Below are 16,917 nucleotides of genomic sequence, written 5' to 3'. Positions count from 1 at the left end.
TCTCCGATAATGCCCATGTCCAGCAAGAAAACGGGCCCGGATGCTGCAACACCCAGGCCCGGACGGTGATGTGAAAAACGTCTACCGTGGTAGGCCGATCATACTTCACCAGCCGGAATTTTCAAGATGACCCGCTATTGCGCCTTTTTCGAATCCATGACCGTTCGCGGCGATCGCCTGTCGATGGCGGACTTGCGCTATGCTTTCGAGCGCGAGGAACTGGGGAATGCCGAGACGGTGATTTCCAGCGGCAATGTCCTGTTCGACTATGAGGAACGGCCGAGCGAGGGTCTGGAAGACCTGCTGGCCTACCTGATGCGCGACCGTTTCGAGATGAAGACTTTCGTGGCCGTCAGGACCCGCGAGGAAATCCGGGCCGCCGTGGAGGAGAACCCTTTCGCGGGCGAGAGCGGCGACACGTTCGTTCATACGGTGCTGCTGGCCAGCCAGCCTTCTGCGGAACAGTTCGATCGCCTTGTGGCCGATCACGGACGGGTGGGCATGGAAAGGCTGGCGCTCGGCGCGCGGAGCCTCTTCGTCGATTTCGCCGCGCCCATGGGTCAGAGCCTCCTGACCATGGACTTCATCGAGAAGCGCCTGGGCTTCCGGGGCACGGCGCGCAACGTGCGATCGCTGGCGCGGATCGTCCAGAAGATGTGAAAAAGGGTGAGGTGCCCCGCCAAGCACCTCACCCTCATCTCAGTCCTGCGTCAGCTTCAGCGGAACATGCCCGAGGTCACGGCGGCGACGATGCCGCTGGTCAGGCCGACGAGCAGCAGGTCGTTGCCCGAACGGACGTAGTGATAGCCCTTCGGCGGCGCCTTCACATTGCGGTACTTGCGATAATCGACGACCTGATAATGGGTGGCGCGGCTGCGATCGAACTTCTCGCCCTTGCGGAACTGCGGGCCCTTGCTGGCCTGCTGGCGCTGATTCTGGGCATGGCTCGGGCCTTGCGAATGGCCGGGTGCGGCCATTGCGGGCGCGGCTACGACAGGCGCGATCAGCGCGGCGGCGAGCAGGGTGGCGGTGAATTTCCTCATTCTCGAAGGCTCCTTGAAGCATCTGTTGCTGGTTGGTTGCCGAGCCTAAACCACAGAAAGAGACGCCGGAGCCGTAATCAATTGTTGCAAATTGTCGTCGTCCGCCCACATGGAACAAGCCATGGTACGCCAGCAAGTCACGCCCGAGCAGCACTCCGTCCGCCTTCTGAAGGTGGGTGAGCAGGTGCGCCACGTCCTCTCCGAGATTCTCACCCGCCAGCAGGTCCACGACGACACGCTCAGCGCCCATTCGGTGTCGGTCACCGAAGTGCGCATGACGCCGGACTTGCGCATGGCCACGGTCTACGTGAAGCCGCTGCTGGGCGAGGACGAGGAAGTCGTGCTCAAGGCGCTGCGCACGCATACGGCTTTCTTCCAGCGTGAAGTCGCCCAGCGGCTGAAGCTGAAGTTCGCCGCCAGGATCCGGTTCCGCCCCGACGAGACTTTCGACGAGGCCAGCCGTATCGATGCCCTGCTCAACGATCCCCGCGTAAAGCGCGATCTGGACGAGTGATCGGCTGCCGGGCGCGCGCGCGGCCGGGTCAGCCTTCCTCGAAGGTCAGGGAAACCCGGTCCCAGCGCCTCGCGGCGAGATCGGCGGGGCTGATCCAGAACTGGTAGAGGCCCATTTCGCCCCAGTTCCATTCCATCATGTCGTCATAGGCGAGCTGCAGCAGCAGGATGTCACCGCGATGGTCGTCATGCGCGGCGCGGCTGCTGCCGCCGGGACCGAAGACCTCGTGCTGGTGGCGGTTGGCGAGCCGGTAGCCCGCATTGATCCGCGCCAGTTCGGCGTCGGAGACTTGCGCCAGCGCCTCCGGCGGGCCGGACACCATGGCGCGCAAGGAGAAGGCGGCCAGTTGGGCGATCGTTTCCGGTGCGTGATGGCGCACCAGATCCGCGCAGTCCCGGTTGACGTGGGCGATGACGTCGCGCAGCACGCCGAGTTCCTCGTTTGCAAGCGGCGTCCAGGGATCGCGATCGGCGGTGAAGCCGTCCATCGCCTCGACCACCTGGACGAGAGCGGCATGCTGGGCCTTGCAGGCCAGCAGCCGGGCGTCCTCGCGGTCGAAGGCGCGCTGTGCGGCTTCGAGGCGTAGCGGCGTGGTGGCAGGATCGGCGCCGAGTAGCTCGACATCGCCTCTTGCGCCGCCGGTTCGCGCCGCGCGCTTTTCGATCAGCCGCGAAGCCTCGTCCAGGGCGACATGGAACAGTCTGGCGAGGTGGATCGCGCCGTGCCACCAGACGCGCTCGACCGGTTCCTGCACTTCGAGCGGCCCGGCGCGCAGCGGATAGCGCGTGCCCAGCCAGGCCGTCACGGCATTCTCGACCGCTTCCTCGTTACCCAGTTCATGGGGATCGCGCAGGTCTTCGGGCAGGGGGACGGCAACGGCATCGACCGGCCAGAACGGAAAGAAATCGTGGCTGAGCCGGGAGGCATGCCGGGGAAGCGGGAAGCCGCCTTCGTCATAGGCGGGGGGCAGGTGCGGGGGCGGCGTGGAGAATTCGTGGTTTCCCGCAGGCACGGGCACGACCGCGCCGGTGCCCACGAAGAATGCCAGCGAACCGGCGGCGGGAAGCGGGGCTTCCGGGCAGGCGGCGGCGATCGCGGCAAGATCGATCTGGGCGGCGAAAGGCAGCGGCGCCCCGTCGCGGTCGCGCGGCCAGGGAATGCCCGCCAGCTTCGGCAATCCGCCAAGCCAGCTGGAATCGCCGAACCAGTCCCGCGAACGCGACCGGGCCTTGCGTACCAGCACGACCGGCCGGGGCAGCAGTGCATCGGGATCGATTGCGGCAGGACTTTCCGGAGGCGCTTCCTCGTCTTCGGCCAGCGGTTCGGGGCGCCAGACGGGGCCGGGCAGCGGCCTTGCGGTCCCCGTTCGTCCCATCAGCAGAAGCGGCACGCAGAGCACGGCGCCGATCACCAGCGGCGCGGCGATCGCCCTGCCATATCCCAGGAGGGCGACGAGCGAGGCCGCGGCATCGTCCAGAAGGGCTGCGGTCTGCCGCCAGGCTCCGCTGGCGAGCGGCGCGAACGGGGCATCGATGACATATCCGGCCGCAGCGCCCGCGAGCGCGATGATCACGATCAGAGCGATCCATCTCTTCATGCCCAACTCCATGCCTGAGGTCGGCACCGGCTAGGATGCCTGGCGTAGGGTCCGTTCTTTCGGGGCTCTTTCCTGCGGGCGATATCGATCCCGGTCGTGCTGGCCCTTTCCACTCAAGCCGCGTCCACGGCTGAGAGGATTAGATAACGCCCGGCGCTTTCATTCAAGCGGGGACAATCGCGCCGCATGCCGTGCGGGCGAAGATCGGGCATGTTATCCCCAACTCCGATGGCTAAACTCTATTTTTACTACGCCAGCATGAATGCCGGCAAATCGGCGACTTTGCTGCAGGCGAATTTCAACTATCACGAACGCGGCATGCGCACGATGTTGTGGACCGCTGGGATCGACGATCGCAGCGGCGCGCGCGGTGACGATTTCGCGATCGAGAGCCGCATCGGCCTTCACGCGCCCGCCCACCGTTTTCGCCCCGATACCGACCTCGTCGCCCAGGTTCGTGCGGTTCATGCGGTGGAGCCGCTGTCCTGCCTGCTGGTGGACGAAGCGCAGTTCCTCACGCCGCAGCAGGCCTGGCAATGCGCCCATGTCGCCGACCGGGAGAACATTCCGGTGCTCTGCTACGGCCTGCGCACTGATTTCCAGGGCGAACTCTTTCCCGGATCGGCCGTGCTTCTGGGCATTGCCGATGCGCTGATCGAGCTGAAGGCGGTGTGCCACTGCGGCCGCAAGGCGACGATGAACTTGCGCGTCGATGCGGCAGGCGCGGCGGTGCGCGAAGGGGCACAGACCGAGATCGGCGGGAACGACCGCTATGTCGCGCTCTGCCGCAAGCATTTCGGAGAGGCCATGGAGCGATGAAGGGCCGGGTGGCGGCGAACGCATTGCGCGGCGGCTTTCCCGCACCTAGATCACGGCCATGAACCAGACCCTGCTGGACGCTGCGGCGCTCATCGTTCCCCTGATCCTGGCCATCGTCTTCCATGAAGTGTCGCATGGCTGGACGGCGCTGGCGCTCGGCGATCCCACCGCGCAGGAGCAGCGCCGCCTTTCGCTCAATCCGCTGCGCCATGTCGATCCGTTCGGAACGGTGATCCTGCCCGGCTTTCTAGCGCTGGCGGGCGCGCCGATCTTCGGATGGGCCAAGCCGGTGCCGGTCAATCGCTGGCGTCTGCACGATCCCCGGCGCGGCATGATGGTCGTCGCGGCGGCGGGGCCGGGTTCCAACCTCGTACTGGCTGCGATCGGCGCGGTGCTTTTGGGGCTGCTGGTGCGCTTCGCCGGGACGGGTGAAAGCGAAGTGCTGACGTTCATCGCCAAGAACTTCAGCAATTTCATCATGATCAACGTGTTCCTCGCCCTGTTCAACCTCTTGCCGATCCCGCCGTTCGACGGGTCGCACATCGTCGAGGGCGTGTTGCCGCGTGGATGGGCCGAGGGCTATGCGCGGCTGCGCCCTTACGGATTTCCGCTGCTGATCGTGCTGCTGCTGGTCGTTCCCTACTTCTTCCCGCAGTGGGGGATCGTCGGCAGGCTGGTCCTGCCGCCGGTGATGTGGGCGACCGGGCACTATTTCGCGCTCGCGCAGCTGGTGGCGGGCGTCTGAGCCGCGCCCCGGAAGTATCTATGCCGGAGCGTCGTTGACAAACCGGCGCGGGGCGACTTGGGGAGGGACATGACTTCCGCACCCGCAACCCGCCCGGCGCCCCATGGGTGGATCATCCTCGACAAGCCGCTGGGCCTCGGCTCGACCCAGGCCGTCGCCGCCGTGAAGCGCAACTTGCGCGAGGCGGGTTACGGCAAGAAAGTGAAGGTCGGCCACGGCGGCACGCTGGATCCGCTGGCCACCGGCATCCTGCCCGTTGCGCTGGGTGAGGCGACCAAGCTGACCGGGCGCATGCTCGATGCCAGCAAGATTTACGAGTTCACGATTCAGTTCGGTCGGCAAACCGATACTCTGGACCTCGAAGGCAAAGTTGTAGCTACAAGCGACTTCCAGCCGGGCTTCGGCGCAGTTGAGTCGATCTTGCAAGAGCGCTTCATGGGCGAGATCGACCAGATCCCCCCTGCGTACTCAGCGATCAAGGTCGATGGCGAGAGAGCCTACGATTTGGCGAGAGCCGGGGAGGACGTGCAGCTCAAGTCCCGCCGCGTGACGATTTTCGCATGGGATTATCTAGCCGAGGGCTTCGTCGGCGAATGGGATGCTAGCGAGCAATACGTTACATTGCGGGTGAAAGTTTCCAAAGGAACCTATATTCGCAGCCTTGCGCGTGACATTGCCATCGCTCTTGGAACGGTGGGTCATGTCACCATGCTACGCCGCGTAAAGGCGGGTCCGTTCGACCTGTCTCACGCGATTTCGCTGGACAAATTGAACGAAATCGGCAAGGGCGCACCGCTTGAACAGATACTCTTGCCACTGGAGGTGGGGCTGGACGACATCCCGGCCATCGACCTCGGTTCGGAGCAGGCAAGGGCGGTCCGTCAGGGCCGCGTTCTGACCGAACTGTCTCAGGAGGACGGGCTCTATTGGGCGCGAGAAGGGAACACTCCCGTCGCGCTTATGGAGCTTTCGGGCGGAGAAGCCCGCGTCGTCAGGGGATTCAACTTATCGGATGTCGCGGAGTAGAGTACATGTCGGTTACCGCTGAAAAGAAGCAGGACATCATTTCGGACAACGCACGCGTCGCTGGCGACACGGGCAGCCCGGAAGTTCAGGTCGCGATCCTCACCGAGCGCATCCGCAACCTGACCGAGCACTTCAAGGCTCACCACAAGGACAACCACTCGCGTCGCGGTCTGCTGGCCATGGTCAACAAGCGCCGCTCGCTGCTGGACTACCTGAAGAAGAAGGATGTGGCGCGCTACAACGCCCTCATCCAGAAGCTCGGTCTGCGTAAGTAAGAACCGAGAAGACGGCCCGCTTCGGCGGGCCGTTTTGCATTTGTGGCCCGCGATGTGGTAATGGGCCCGCGTGATAAGGCCACGTCGTCCCGGACGACGAAAGAGATAACCGGGCATCTTCCGCAATCCGGCGGGAAGCCCAGGGGCGACGAAAAAGCCCCGCACCGGACCGGGACGGTATCCCCGGCAGTAAGCCCCGCATGGCAATAGGGCCTCGCGGGTCAAGGAAATCGAAAATGTTCGACGTCAAAACCGTAAGCATGGAGTGGGGCGGCAAGACCCTTACTCTCGAAACCGGCCGCGTGGCCCGTCAGGCCGACGGCGCCGTCCTTGCCACCTATGGCGAAACGGTCGTGCTCTGCGCGGTTACCGCCGCCAAGTCGGTGAAGGAAGGCCAGGACTTCTTCCCGCTGACCGTCCACTACCAGGAAAAGTTTTCGGCCGCCGGCCGCATTCCGGGTGGCTTCTTCAAGCGCGAACGCGGCGCCACCGAAAAGGAAACGCTGACCAGCCGCCTGATCGACCGTCCGGTCCGTCCGCTTTTCCCCGAAGGTTTCTACAACGAAATCAACGTCATCGCCCAGGTCCTGAGCTTTGACGGCGAAACCGAGGCCGACATCGTCGCGATGATCGCCGCTTCGGCCGCGCTTACCATCTCGGGCGTGCCCTTCATGGGCCCGATCGGCGCCTGCCGCGTCGGCTTCGTCGACGGCGAATACACGCTGAACCCGAAGCAGACCGCAGCACTGACCGACGGCCGCCTCGACCTCGTCGTCGCCGCCACCGGCGATGCCGTGATGATGGTGGAATCGGAAGCCAAGGAGCTGACCGAGGAAGAGATGCTGGGCGCCGTCATGTTCGCGCATGACGAATGCCGCAAGGTCGTGAACCTCGTGATCGACCTCGCTGAGCAGGCTGCCAAGGATCCCTGGGAAATCGACCTGTCGGACAACACGGCCGACATCAAGGCGAAGCTCAAGAAGGCCGTCGGCAAGGACGTTACCGCTGCCTACAAGCTGACCGACAAGTCGGCCCGCTCGAACGCGCTGAACGCTGCCCGCGCCAAGGCCAAGGAAGCTTTCGCCGGCGAGACCCCGCAGCTGCAGATGGTCGCCATCAAGACCATGAAGAAGCTGGAAGCGGAAATCGTTCGCGGCGCCATCCTCAAGGACGGCAAGCGCATCGACGGCCGCAAGCTCGATCAGGTTCGCCCGATCGAATCGATGGTCGGCTTCCTGCCGCGCACCCACGGTTCGGCGCTGTTCACCCGCGGTGAAACGCAGGCGATCTGCACCACCACGCTGGGCACCAAGGACGCCGAGCAGATGATCGACGGCCTGGAAGGCCTGTCGTACTCGTCGTTCATGCTGCACTACAACTTCCCGCCCTACTCGGTCGGCGAAGTGGGCCGCTTCGGCGCCCCGGGCCGCCGCGAGATCGGCCACGGCAAGCTGGCATGGCGCGCGCTGCACCCGGTGCTGCCCGCCAAAGAAGACTTCCCCTACACCATCCGCATCCTGTCGGACATCACCGAGTCCAACGGCTCGTCCTCGATGGCGACGATCTGTGGCGGCTGCCTTTCGATGATGGACGCCGGCGTGCCGCTGGCCCGTCCGGTTTCGGGCATCGCCATGGGCCTGATCCTGGAAGGCGACGAGTTCGCGGTCCTCTCGGACATCCTGGGCGACGAGGATCACCTCGGCGACATGGACTTCAAGGTGGCTGGCACCGAACTCGGCATCACCACGATGCAGATGGACATCAAGATCGCCGGCATCACCAAGGAAATCATGGGCAAGGCGCTGGAGCAGGCGAAGGCCGGCCGCGCGCACATCCTGGGTGAGATGAACAAGGCCCTGGGTTCGGCCCGTACCGAACTTTCGGCTCACGCACCGCGTATCGAGACGATCCAGATCGACAAGTCGAAGATCCGCGACGTCATCGGCACCGGCGGCAAGGTGATCCGCGAGATCGTGGCCGAAACCGGCGCCAAGGTCGACATCGACGACGAAGGCGTGATCAAGATCTCGTCCTCGGACGTGAACCAGATCGAAGCTGCCAAGAAGTGGATCCTCGGCATCGTCGAGGAAGCGGAAGTCGGCAAGATCTACACCGGCAAGGTCGTCAACATCGTCGACTTCGGTGCCTTCGTGAACTTCATGGGTGGCAAGGACGGCCTCGTCCACGTCTCCGAAATGAAGAACGAGCGCGTCGAAAAGCCGACCGATGTCGTCAAGGAAGGCCAGGAAGTTAAGGTCAAGGTCCTCGAGATCGACCCGCGCGGCAAGGTTCGCCTGTCGATGCGCGTCGTCGACCAGGAAACCGGCGCTGAGCTGGAAGACACCCGTCCGGCCCGCGAACCGCGCGAACCGCGCGGCGATCGTGGTCCCCGCGAAGATCGCGGCGGCGACCGTCGTGGTCCGCGTCGTGATGGCGGCCGTGGCGGCAACGATCGTGGTCCCCGTGGAGATCGCGGTCCCCGTGGCCCGCGCGGCGGCGACAACGGTGGCGGTGATCCCGACCACATGCCGGCGTTCCTGAAGGAAGACTGATCCTTCAGCGCTCGCACGAGCTGAAATGAGAAGGGGCCGCAGCGATGCGGCCCCTTTTTTATGGTCACGGCAATGGTGCTGCCTGCTGGCCTGCGCAGGGTCAGCCCGCAGCCGTCAGCAGGGGCGTGCCGCTCTCCCTGGCATTTTCGCCGCGTGCAGCACGGCGCGGTGCGGTGACGACGCGGTTCTTGCCGCTCTGCTTGGCCGCATAGAGCGCGCTGTCGGCCATCGTCACCACGTCTCCGGCGCCGGTGGCGGTTTCGGGGACCGTGGCGATGCCGAAGGACGCGCTTACCTGAGCGCCGTGCGCCGCCGAAAGCGCCTCGATACGCTGGCGCAGCAGTTCGGCCTTTGCGGCGGCATCGCCGAGGCTGCACTTGGGCATGATCACCAGCAGTTCCTCGCCGCCGTAGCGCGCGATCACGTCGGAGGGGCGCAGGGTTCCCACGAGCTGCCCGGCCACGTCGCGCAGCACGGCATCGCCCTTGGCATGGCCGTGGTCGTCGTTCAGCCGCTTGAAATTGTCGAGGTCGATCATCAGCACGGAGATCGGCGTGCCGGTGCGCTGCGCCAGGTTGATATAGCGCTCCAGCGCATCTTCCATGTAGCGCCGGTTGTAGAGCCCGGTCAGCGGATCGCGCAGCGACTGGGTGCGCAGCTTCTCGCGCAGCGCGATGTTGGAGAGTGCCAGAGACATCGAATCGGCCAGCGCGCGGGCGATCCGGGTGACGTCCTGAAGACGGTCATGGGCATCGGCACTTTCGCAGGCCAGCACGAGCAGGCCGAACACCTGGCCCCGCGCCATCATCGGCACTTCGATGGTCGAGGCCTCTCCAATCGTGTGCTGGCAGCACAGCGATCCGCCGCGCCTGTCGTTGACGTGCGGCTTGCCGCGCTTGAGCGCCCAGCAGCTTTCCGGGAACAGGGCGGGCGGCGGAGCGAAGCCGTCCCGCGCGCTCCAGGACCGCGCCAGATCCAGCCGGTCGCGCGAATTGTTGAACACGTAGAGCGCGCCGTCGAGGTCCGGCAGCAGGCGTGCGGCGCTGGCCATCAGCACGGCTCCGGCATCCTCGTGGTCGTCGGCGGCCTGAAGCATGTCGGTCATCGCGAAAAGCTCCTCGACTTGCGCGCGCGCCGCGCCGGCCTCGGCCACGAGGGCCATATGGCCGTCGAGTTCCGCCAGCGCCCGGCGACCGTAACGGATGCCCACGCCGAGCGTGACCAAGGCGCTCATCGCCGCCAGTCCAGCAAGAATACGCGCGGGAAGGCCCTCCGCGAAAACACTGGATACCGCACATCCCGCGCAGAAAAGCTGCACGAGATGAAGAAACCGGCGCCGCGCACCCGTCATTGCTCTCTTCGGAGAAAGTATACTATCGAACTTCTGCATCCGCACCCTGCTTCGTCGAAGAATGCAGATTATCGACCGAGCGCTAAAGAAGCGTAACGAAGATCATTAAGATGGAGTTATTGTCGATTAACTTCGCGAAATGGCTCGGGAAACCGAACGGCCTTCTGCAAACCCTGCGCAGCACGGCAGGCGCCGCGGTCAACGCGGCGTAGCAGGAACGGATCTGAAGGAAGATGGAGGCCCGAGCCGGAATCGAACCGGCGTGCAAGGATTTGCAGTCCTCTGCGTCACCACTCCGCCATCGGGCCATCCGTGTGGAGAACCGCGCCCCTAACAATGGATGGCGGGTAGTGCAACGCCCATTTTCGGTTCCGGCGAATTTAATCGACAAGTTCGAACGACAGGGCGCCTTCCAGCGGATCCGCGCGCAGCAGGCGGAGTGTTACCGGGCAGCCGGGAAAGGCCTGGGGCGCCGAAACGGTGGCGATGACGGGCAGGTCCTTGAGCTGCACTTGCGCCTTGCTTTCCCTGATATCGGTGACGACGGCGCGGAACGTGGCGCCTTCCCGGCCGTGCAGGATGGTCGCTTCGGCCAGGTCGATCACCGACCTGTCGACCTGCCCGTCGCGCGAGGCGGCGCGGGCCATGACGCGGGGAAGCTCTGGAAAGGCATCCAGGACCGGTTCCGGCACGGGTTCGCCCTGGGCAAGGGCCAGCACGCTTCGCAGCACATAGCGGTCGGCAAGGCGCCTCAGCGGGGCGGTGGCATGGGCGTATGGGGCGGCCACGGCCGCATGCCAGGGCAAGTCGGCGGTTTCGGAAGCGCCCGGGTCATAAGGGCGATATCCCGCGCCCGAACCGGAGCGGCGGATGGCGAGCATGAAGGCGGCGTCGGCTGCCTTGCGCGGATCGAGCCGGCGCTGGAACTGGGCGAGCGGCATGGCGGGCGGCCATGACAGCTTCAGCGCCAGCGCACTGGCGCGCAGGCGCTCTTCAGCCTTGGCGTCGGGGAGGGCCATGACGCGGAACAGGCCGGTTCCCGCTTCCAGCATGGCCTGCGCGACGGCAAGATTGGCCGCCAGCGACAGCGCCGCATTGCGGCGCTCCGAAGGCAATTGCGGCCGAAACCCGAGTAAAAAGCCGCCGGTATCGTCTTTTTCCACCACCTGCTCCGGGGGATCGACCCGCTGGGCGCCGCGCCTGTCCTCGGCCCGTTCGATCCGGCGGAATATCTCCAGAAACCCGTCGGGGAGATCGTCGTCGCGCACGGTTTCGTAGGCGAGCTTGGCGCGGCTTCGGATGAGGGCGCGTTCGACGCCGTCGAGCCGCGATTCACCGCCCGGATCGATCCTGACGGTCAGGACGATGGCGGGCCGGTCCACATCCGGGAGGAGGCTGGCGGCGCCTTCGGAGAGGGCGGACGGGTAGAGGCTGGCCTTGCCGTCCGGCAGATAGGTGGTGGTTCCACGCCGCCATGCTTCCTGGTCCAGCGGATCGCCGTCCTCCACGAACCAGGCGACATCGGCAATGGCATAGTGGAGCAACTTGTCGGCGCCGCTCGTCTCGATCGCGAAAGCCTGGTCGAGGTCGGTGGAACTGGCCGGGTCTAGCGTCATGAAGGGCAGGGCGGTGTGGTCGGCATGGCGATCCGGGCGCTTTCCGGCCGCACGCTCTGCCGCGTTGGACACGTCGGCCGGAAAACCGTCAGGGATCGAGAAGCGGGTGCGGAGGCGGGCAAGGCCCTGGTCCAGCAGGCGATCGGGTGCGACGAGCGTCTTCATCGACGCGATTGGAGGCCAGGTTGCATGGGAATGCAAGGGCGGGCTTGGCAACGAAAAGTCCGCTTGGGCATTTTCCAGACGGGCCTAGATTACGGTCTTTATTCCCGTCACGGCGATCGGAAAGGACGCAGGCATGATTCTCGGAGCCGTTCTTGCCGGAGGACTGTCCAGCCGCTTCGGCAGCGACAAGGCGCTGGCCGAATTCGGCGGCCATACGCTGATCGCGCTTGCCGTGGACATGCTGTCCGGCTGGAGCGAGAAAGTCGTCGTGGTCGGACGGGAAACCGCACCTGCGCCCACCCTGCCGGACTGGCCGAGGCCGGGCATGGGGCCGCTGGGCGGGCTGGCAGCGGCGCTTCATGCCGCGCGCGACGAAGACTACGAATTCGTACTGAGCTGCGGGGTCGATGCGGTTTCTCTGCCGCCCGATCTGCCCGCGCTGCTGGGACCGGCACCCGCCTGTCTTGCCCAGCAGCCGGTGATCGGCATCTGGCCCGCATCGGCATGGGAAGCGCTGGAAGACCTGCTGCGCAGCGACGAGCGCCATTCGATGCGCGGTTTCGCCGAGCGGATCGGCGCGCGCCTGGTGGAGATCCCGGAGACTATCGCCAACGTCAACACGCCCGGCGACCTTGCGGCGCTTCAGGCCGCCCGCCCGGCGCGCGATTGACGCGGGCAGGGCGGGTGACCCCGAACGCCTGTCAATGCGCGAGGGTGGCAGGCCCCGTGGCTTTGGCGGGTGAACGTGCCGGGGCTGGGGCTGGCGTCGGGGCGCTGCGCTCCGGGGCGACCGTCTCGTCGGGCATGCGCAGGCGATAACCGCCGCTGGGCGAGGTCTCGATAATACCGGCCAGCCCCACGAAGGCCAGCTTGCGGCGCAGGCGCGACATGTGGACCGCCACGCTGTTCGTCTCGGGCACGAAACCCATGCGCCAGACGTCGTAGATCAGCGCCTGCTTGCTGACGAACTGGTCGATCGAATCGGCCAGGCGCCAGACCAGCGCGAATTCGCGCGGGTTGAGATTGAGCGGTTTGCCGTCCCCGAAAGCCTCGCGCGCCAAGAGGTCCAGCGTGAGCCGCCCGACCCGGCGAGTGCGCGGCAGCCATTCGTTGAACTGCGCAAGGCGGTTGGCGCGGGCGCCCAGTTCCTCGATCTCGATCCGTTCGGTCACGACGTCGCCGAAGCCGATCTGCAGGAGCGAGGTGCGATCGTGCGCTTCGCTGACGCCTGCGACGAGAACGCAGCGGCGCGCTTCCGGCATGAGCCAGGAGAGCACCTGCATCCAGCCGACGCTGTCAAGATTCGCGGCGTCGATCAGGCCGACGCAATTGGTGGCAGGCACGCCCTCGGGATCGAGGATCCAGCCGCAGCGCTGCAGGTCAAGTCGTTCGGATATCTTGTCGGGTGCCAGCCATCGAAACCTTGGTGCGTGGCACTCACTCTTTCCCAGATAGGTCATTCCCCCCCCAATCTGTTCCGTCAGTGGTGAAAACAGGGCCTATATACCGGGATAATGCCCCTAGGGGACAACACCTAAATTCTTACAGGCGGGCTATGAAAACCCTGTCATCGCCCGCCTGCAAGCCTGAATTCACTCTGCCGGGGTGTTTACACCCCTGGCTGCGAGGAAGCGTTTGATGTTCCGTGCTGCCTGGCGGAGGCGCTGTTCGTTCTCCACCATGGCGATGCGGACGAATCCTTCGCCGTCCTCGCCGTAGCCCACGCCGGGCGCCACCGCGACTTCGGCCTCGGTCAGGAGCTGCTTCGAGAATTCGAGGCTGCCCATTTCCTTCAGCGCCGGCGGCAGCGGCGCCCAGGCGAACATCGAGGCCTTGGGGCTGGGAATGTCCCAACCGGCGCGGCCGAAAGCCTCGACCATGACGTCACGGCGCTTCTGGTAGAGATTGCGATTCTTCTCGACGATGTCCTGCGGGCCGTTCAGCGCGGCGCAGGCCGCCGCCTGGATCGGCGTGAAGGCGCCGTAGTCGAGGTAGGACTTCACGCGCTTGAGCGCGGCGATCAGCTTCGGGTTGCCCACCGCGAAGCCGACGCGCCAGCCGGCCATCGAGAACGTCTTGGACATCGAGGTGAATTCCACCGCCACGTCCTTCGCGCCCGGCACTTCCAGGATCGAGCGGGTCGGGTTGCCGTCGAAATAGAGTTCGGAATAGGCGAGGTCCGACAGGATCCAGACCTTGTTCTCCTTCGCCCAGGCGACGAGGCGCTCGTAGAAAGCTAGGTCCACCGTCTCTGCCGTGGGGTTCGAGGGGTAGTTGACGATCAGGATCGAGGGACGCGGCACCGTGAAGGCCATCGCGCGGTCGAGCGACTGCCAGTAGCGCTCGTCGGGCGTGGTCGGCACCGAGCGGATCGTCGCCCCGGCGATGATGAAGCCGAAAGTGTGGATCGGATAGCTGGGGTTGGGGGCCAGCACGACATCGCCCGGCGCGGTGATCGCGGTGGCGAGGCTGCCGAGGCCTTCCTTCGAACCCATGGTCATCACCACTTCGGTCTCGGGATCGAGATCGACGTTGAAGCGGCGGCCGTAATAGTTTGCCTGGGCCTTGCGGATGCCGGGAATGCCGGAGGACGCCGAATAGCCGTGGGCGTCGTCCTTGCGGGCCACTTCGCACAGCTTGTCGATCACGTGGGCGGGCGGCGGCAGATCCGGGTTGCCCATGCCGAGGTCGATGATGTCCTTGCCCGCCTGGCGTGCCGCATGACGCATCGCGTTGACTTCGGCGATAACGTAGGGCGGCAAACGCTTGATGCGGTAGAACTCGTCTTCCATGACCTCTGAGAATCCATAAAACACACGGCGAAGTTGCCGCGCGGGTTCCTGTAGGGGAATAAAGCCCGAGCGCAAATGGCCGATGCGCAATTGTGAGAGTCGCAAACGGTGGATTGCGCAACTTTTGTCCGGTTGGCGTTCGCGCGGGCAGTCGATAGGAACAGCAGGCGAGGGGATTCGTCCGGGTCCCCCGAGATGCACCGGAGTTGCAGCGCATATGGCGACCGATGCCACCGATAGCATGGCCGAATTGTTTCGCAGTCAGGCCCAGAAGGTCATGGGGAACGCCATGGGCAAGTCCATGGAGGACGCCATGGGGCAGATCACCGGCCTGTTCGGCCAGCTCGTTCCGGCCGAAGGTTCGCCGGAGGCGGAAAGCGCCGTGCAGTGGGCGCAGATCGCCAGCCGCATGCACACGATATGGACCGAGTACCAGGTCGAGCAACTCGGCAAAGCCAAGGACAGCCCGCCGCACTATGCCGATCCGATCAAGTGGATCGCCACCGGCGAAGGCGTCCTGCGGCAATTGCCGCTGGCCAGCCCGGAAGTGCAGCAGCGGCTGTGGAACGGGGTGTCGGCGCTCATCAACGCCGTGCTGGGGCAATATGGGCTCGGTCCTAATGCAGGCGCGAAAGTGCAGGATGGAGAGCCCCAACTGCCGCTGCGCGACCGGCGTTTCGCCGATCCCGAATGGCGCCGCCAGCCTTTCTTCGCCGTGCTCCACCAGGTCTACCTGCTGCTCTCGGCCGAGCTGTTGGGCATGGCCGAGGCGGCCGAGGGTCTTGAACCGGCCAGGAAGGCGCAGCTCTTGTTCGCCACCCGCGCTATGGTCGATGCGCTGAGCCCGGCGAACTTCCCGCTGACCAATCCCGTCGCGCTGGAAGCGGCCAATCGCAGCAAGGGCGAAAGCTTGGTGCGCGGCTTCGAGAACATGCTCGACGACATGCGCAAGGGCCAGCTCACCCATACCCGTCCCGGCGCTTTCGTGCTGGGAGAGAATATTGCGGTGACGCCGGGCAAGGTGGTGTTCGAAACGCCGCTCTACCAGCTGATCCAGTACACCCCCACCACCGACAAGGTGCTGAAGACGCCGCTGCTGATCTTCCCGCCCTGGATCAACCGGTTCTACATCCTCGACCTCAACGCCAAGAAGAGCTTCGTGCGCTGGGCGGTGGAGCAGGGGATCACCGTGTTCATGGTCTCGTGGAAGTCCGCCGATGCCTCGATGGCGGATCTGGTGTGGGACGACTACATTGCCGCGCAGGCCGAGGCGATCGACGTGGTGCGCGAAAGGCTGGGCGTGCCTTCCGTTCACACGATCGGCTACTGCGTGGCCGGAACGACGCTGGCGGCGACGCTTGCGGTGCTGGCGCGCAAGGGCGAGGCGGAGAAAGTGGCGAGCGCCACCTTCTTCACCGCGCAAGTCGATTTCGAGGATGCGGGCGACCTCAAGAACTTCGTGGACGACCAGCAGATCGAGACCCTCGGCAAGCTCTCGCCCGAAGGCTACCTCGACGGGCGATACCTGGCCGCGACCTTCAACATCCTGCGCGGCAACGACCTGATCTGGAGCTACGTCGAGAAGAACTACCTCAAGGGCGAGGACTATTCGGCCTTCGACCTGCTGCACTGGAACGGCGACGTCACCAACCTTCCGGCGCGCTGGCACCGGGACTACCTGCGCGATCTCTACCGCGACAACCGGCTGGTCGTGGCGGATTCGATGCAGGCCTGCGGCGTGCCGATCGACCTTCACCGCATTGCGACGCCGATCTTCATCCAGGCCGGACGCGAAGACCATATCGCGCCGCCGGAAAGCGTCTGGAAGCTCACGCACTATCTCGCCGGGCCCTGGACTTTCCTGCTGGCCGGATCGGGGCACATCGCAGGCGTGGTCAATCCGCCCAGCTCGAACAAGTATCAGTACTGGGTGAACGAGGGGCGGCCGGACACCTTGCAGGAATTCGTCGAGGGGGCGAAGGAGCATCCGGGCAGCTGGTGGCCGCACTGGGCGCAGTGGCTTCGCGATCTCGGCGGCGATGAAGTGCCCGCGCGCGGCAAGCGTCGACCGGGCGGACGCGGCGACAAGGTCATCGAGGATGCACCCGGCCGCTACGTGACGATGCGGTAGGACCGGTCCAAAGGCGGCGCGCCGAAACGGGCGGGGCTTGCGCCGAAAACTGCTTTCGGATCGGCGGCAATTTCAGGTGCGATCCGGCAGTATCCTTGCGCGATCTGCTGAGGCGCCGACGTCGTCGGCGGCTTCAGGGATCGCGCATCGGATCCGCAAGAAAAGCGCCGATCCAGATATTTCTCCGTATTTTCTGGAACTTTCGCAGACGCTAAGACGTTCGCGGAAGAGAGAACGACTGTCCCGGAGGGGATGCCTGATCACAGCGTGCGCTGCCGATTTTGCGGCAGG

General features: G+C 65.2%; 15 protein-coding genes and 1 tRNA gene. 9 read left to right on the top strand and 7 right to left on the bottom strand.

What is annotated here, in order from left to right:
• Positions 1 to 126 precede the first annotated feature (126 nt).
• Positions 127 to 660 carry a DUF1697 domain-containing protein gene (locus tag NTCA1_RS08795; RefSeq protein ID WP_159830064.1) on the top strand — a complete coding sequence of 178 codons (534 nt, stop codon included), beginning with the start codon at positions 127 to 129 and terminating at the stop codon, positions 658 to 660.
• A gap of 56 nt (positions 661 to 716) precedes the next feature.
• On the opposite strand, the gene NTCA1_RS08790 is transcribed toward NTCA1_RS08795, so the two are convergent.
• The gene (locus NTCA1_RS08790) at positions 717 to 1,043 is read right to left on the bottom strand and encodes an RcnB family protein (RefSeq protein WP_159830063.1); all 327 of its coding nucleotides are present in this window, start codon (positions 1,041 to 1,043) and stop codon (positions 717 to 719) included.
• A 121-nt stretch (positions 1,044 to 1,164) separates the two neighbouring features.
• Between NTCA1_RS08790 and rbfA the strand changes: the two genes are divergently transcribed.
• Positions 1,165 to 1,557, top strand: a complete 393-nt coding sequence (gene rbfA, locus NTCA1_RS08785; RefSeq protein WP_086490279.1) for a 30S ribosome-binding factor RbfA — start codon at positions 1,165 to 1,167, stop codon at positions 1,555 to 1,557.
• 28 nt (positions 1,558 to 1,585) lie between these two features.
• On the opposite strand, the gene NTCA1_RS08780 is transcribed toward rbfA, so the two are convergent.
• Positions 1,586 to 3,154: a DUF1963 domain-containing protein gene (locus NTCA1_RS08780; protein ID WP_159830062.1), complete on the bottom strand. Its 1,569-nt coding sequence runs from the start codon at positions 3,152 to 3,154 to the stop codon at positions 1,586 to 1,588.
• A 228-nt stretch (positions 3,155 to 3,382) separates the two neighbouring features.
• Between NTCA1_RS08780 and NTCA1_RS08775 the strand changes: the two genes are divergently transcribed.
• The 5 genes from NTCA1_RS08775 to pnp all read left to right on the top strand — a co-directional run bounded on the left by NTCA1_RS08775 (position 3,383) and on the right by pnp (position 8,571).
• The gene (locus NTCA1_RS08775; protein ID WP_086490211.1) at positions 3,383 to 3,973 is read left to right on the top strand and encodes a thymidine kinase; all 591 of its coding nucleotides are present in this window, start codon (positions 3,383 to 3,385) and stop codon (positions 3,971 to 3,973) included.
• 58 nt (positions 3,974 to 4,031) lie between these two features.
• Entirely contained in the window at positions 4,032 to 4,718 is a 687-nt protein-coding gene (locus NTCA1_RS08770) for a site-2 protease family protein (protein ID WP_159830061.1), read from the top strand.
• 69 nt (positions 4,719 to 4,787) lie between these two features.
• Positions 4,788 to 5,744: a tRNA pseudouridine(55) synthase TruB gene (gene truB / locus NTCA1_RS08765; protein WP_159830059.1), complete on the top strand. Its 957-nt coding sequence runs from the start codon at positions 4,788 to 4,790 to the stop codon at positions 5,742 to 5,744.
• Between the two features lie 5 nt (positions 5,745 to 5,749).
• A complete protein-coding gene (gene rpsO, locus NTCA1_RS08760) occupies positions 5,750 to 6,019 on the top strand; it encodes a 30S ribosomal protein S15 (RefSeq protein WP_021232261.1) in 270 nt (89 codons plus the stop codon).
• A gap of 236 nt (positions 6,020 to 6,255) precedes the next feature.
• Positions 6,256 to 8,571, top strand: a complete 2,316-nt coding sequence (gene pnp, locus NTCA1_RS08755; RefSeq protein WP_086490208.1) for a polyribonucleotide nucleotidyltransferase — start codon at positions 6,256 to 6,258, stop codon at positions 8,569 to 8,571.
• 100 nt (positions 8,572 to 8,671) lie between these two features.
• Here the strand turns inward: pnp and NTCA1_RS08750 are convergent, their stop codons facing one another.
• The 3 genes from NTCA1_RS08750 to NTCA1_RS08740 form a co-directional block, all read right to left on the bottom strand.
• Positions 8,672 to 9,805: a sensor domain-containing diguanylate cyclase gene (locus NTCA1_RS08750; protein ID WP_159830056.1), complete on the bottom strand. Its 1,134-nt coding sequence runs from the start codon at positions 9,803 to 9,805 to the stop codon at positions 8,672 to 8,674.
• A gap of 351 nt (positions 9,806 to 10,156) precedes the next feature.
• A tRNA-Cys gene (locus tag NTCA1_RS08745) sits at positions 10,157 to 10,230 on the bottom strand.
• Positions 10,231 to 10,302: 72 nt separating this feature from the next.
• On the bottom strand, positions 10,303 to 11,703 hold the full coding sequence (locus tag NTCA1_RS08740) for an RNB domain-containing ribonuclease (protein WP_159830055.1): 1,401 nt from the start codon (positions 11,701 to 11,703) through the stop codon (positions 10,303 to 10,305).
• A gap of 133 nt (positions 11,704 to 11,836) precedes the next feature.
• Here NTCA1_RS08740 and NTCA1_RS08735 point away from each other — a divergent pair, with 133 nt between their 5' ends.
• On the top strand, positions 11,837 to 12,373 hold the full coding sequence (locus tag NTCA1_RS08735) for a molybdenum cofactor guanylyltransferase (protein WP_159830054.1): 537 nt from the start codon (positions 11,837 to 11,839) through the stop codon (positions 12,371 to 12,373).
• A gap of 31 nt (positions 12,374 to 12,404) precedes the next feature.
• Here the strand turns inward: NTCA1_RS08735 and NTCA1_RS08730 are convergent, their stop codons facing one another.
• Positions 12,405 to 13,163, bottom strand: a complete 759-nt coding sequence (locus NTCA1_RS08730) for a response regulator transcription factor (RefSeq protein ID WP_159830053.1) — start codon at positions 13,161 to 13,163, stop codon at positions 12,405 to 12,407.
• A gap of 132 nt (positions 13,164 to 13,295) precedes the next feature.
• Positions 13,296 to 14,495, bottom strand: a complete 1,200-nt coding sequence (locus tag NTCA1_RS08725; RefSeq protein WP_086490202.1) for an LL-diaminopimelate aminotransferase — start codon at positions 14,493 to 14,495, stop codon at positions 13,296 to 13,298.
• Positions 14,496 to 14,712: 217 nt separating this feature from the next.
• Between NTCA1_RS08725 and NTCA1_RS08720 the strand changes: the two genes are divergently transcribed.
• Complete coding sequence (locus NTCA1_RS08720) at positions 14,713 to 16,626, top strand: alpha/beta hydrolase (protein ID WP_159830052.1); 1,914 nt, start codon at positions 14,713 to 14,715, stop codon at positions 16,624 to 16,626.
• The last annotated feature ends 291 nt before the right edge of the window (positions 16,627 to 16,917 follow it).

Origin of the sequence: Novosphingobium sp. TCA1 (assembly GCF_009811895.1) — a bacterium.
Classification (GTDB): Bacteria; Pseudomonadota; Alphaproteobacteria; order Sphingomonadales; family Sphingomonadaceae; genus Novosphingobium; species Novosphingobium panipatense_A.
The sequence above is the reverse complement of the archived record's forward strand: the minus strand, read 5'-3'. Positions and strand labels throughout refer to the sequence as shown.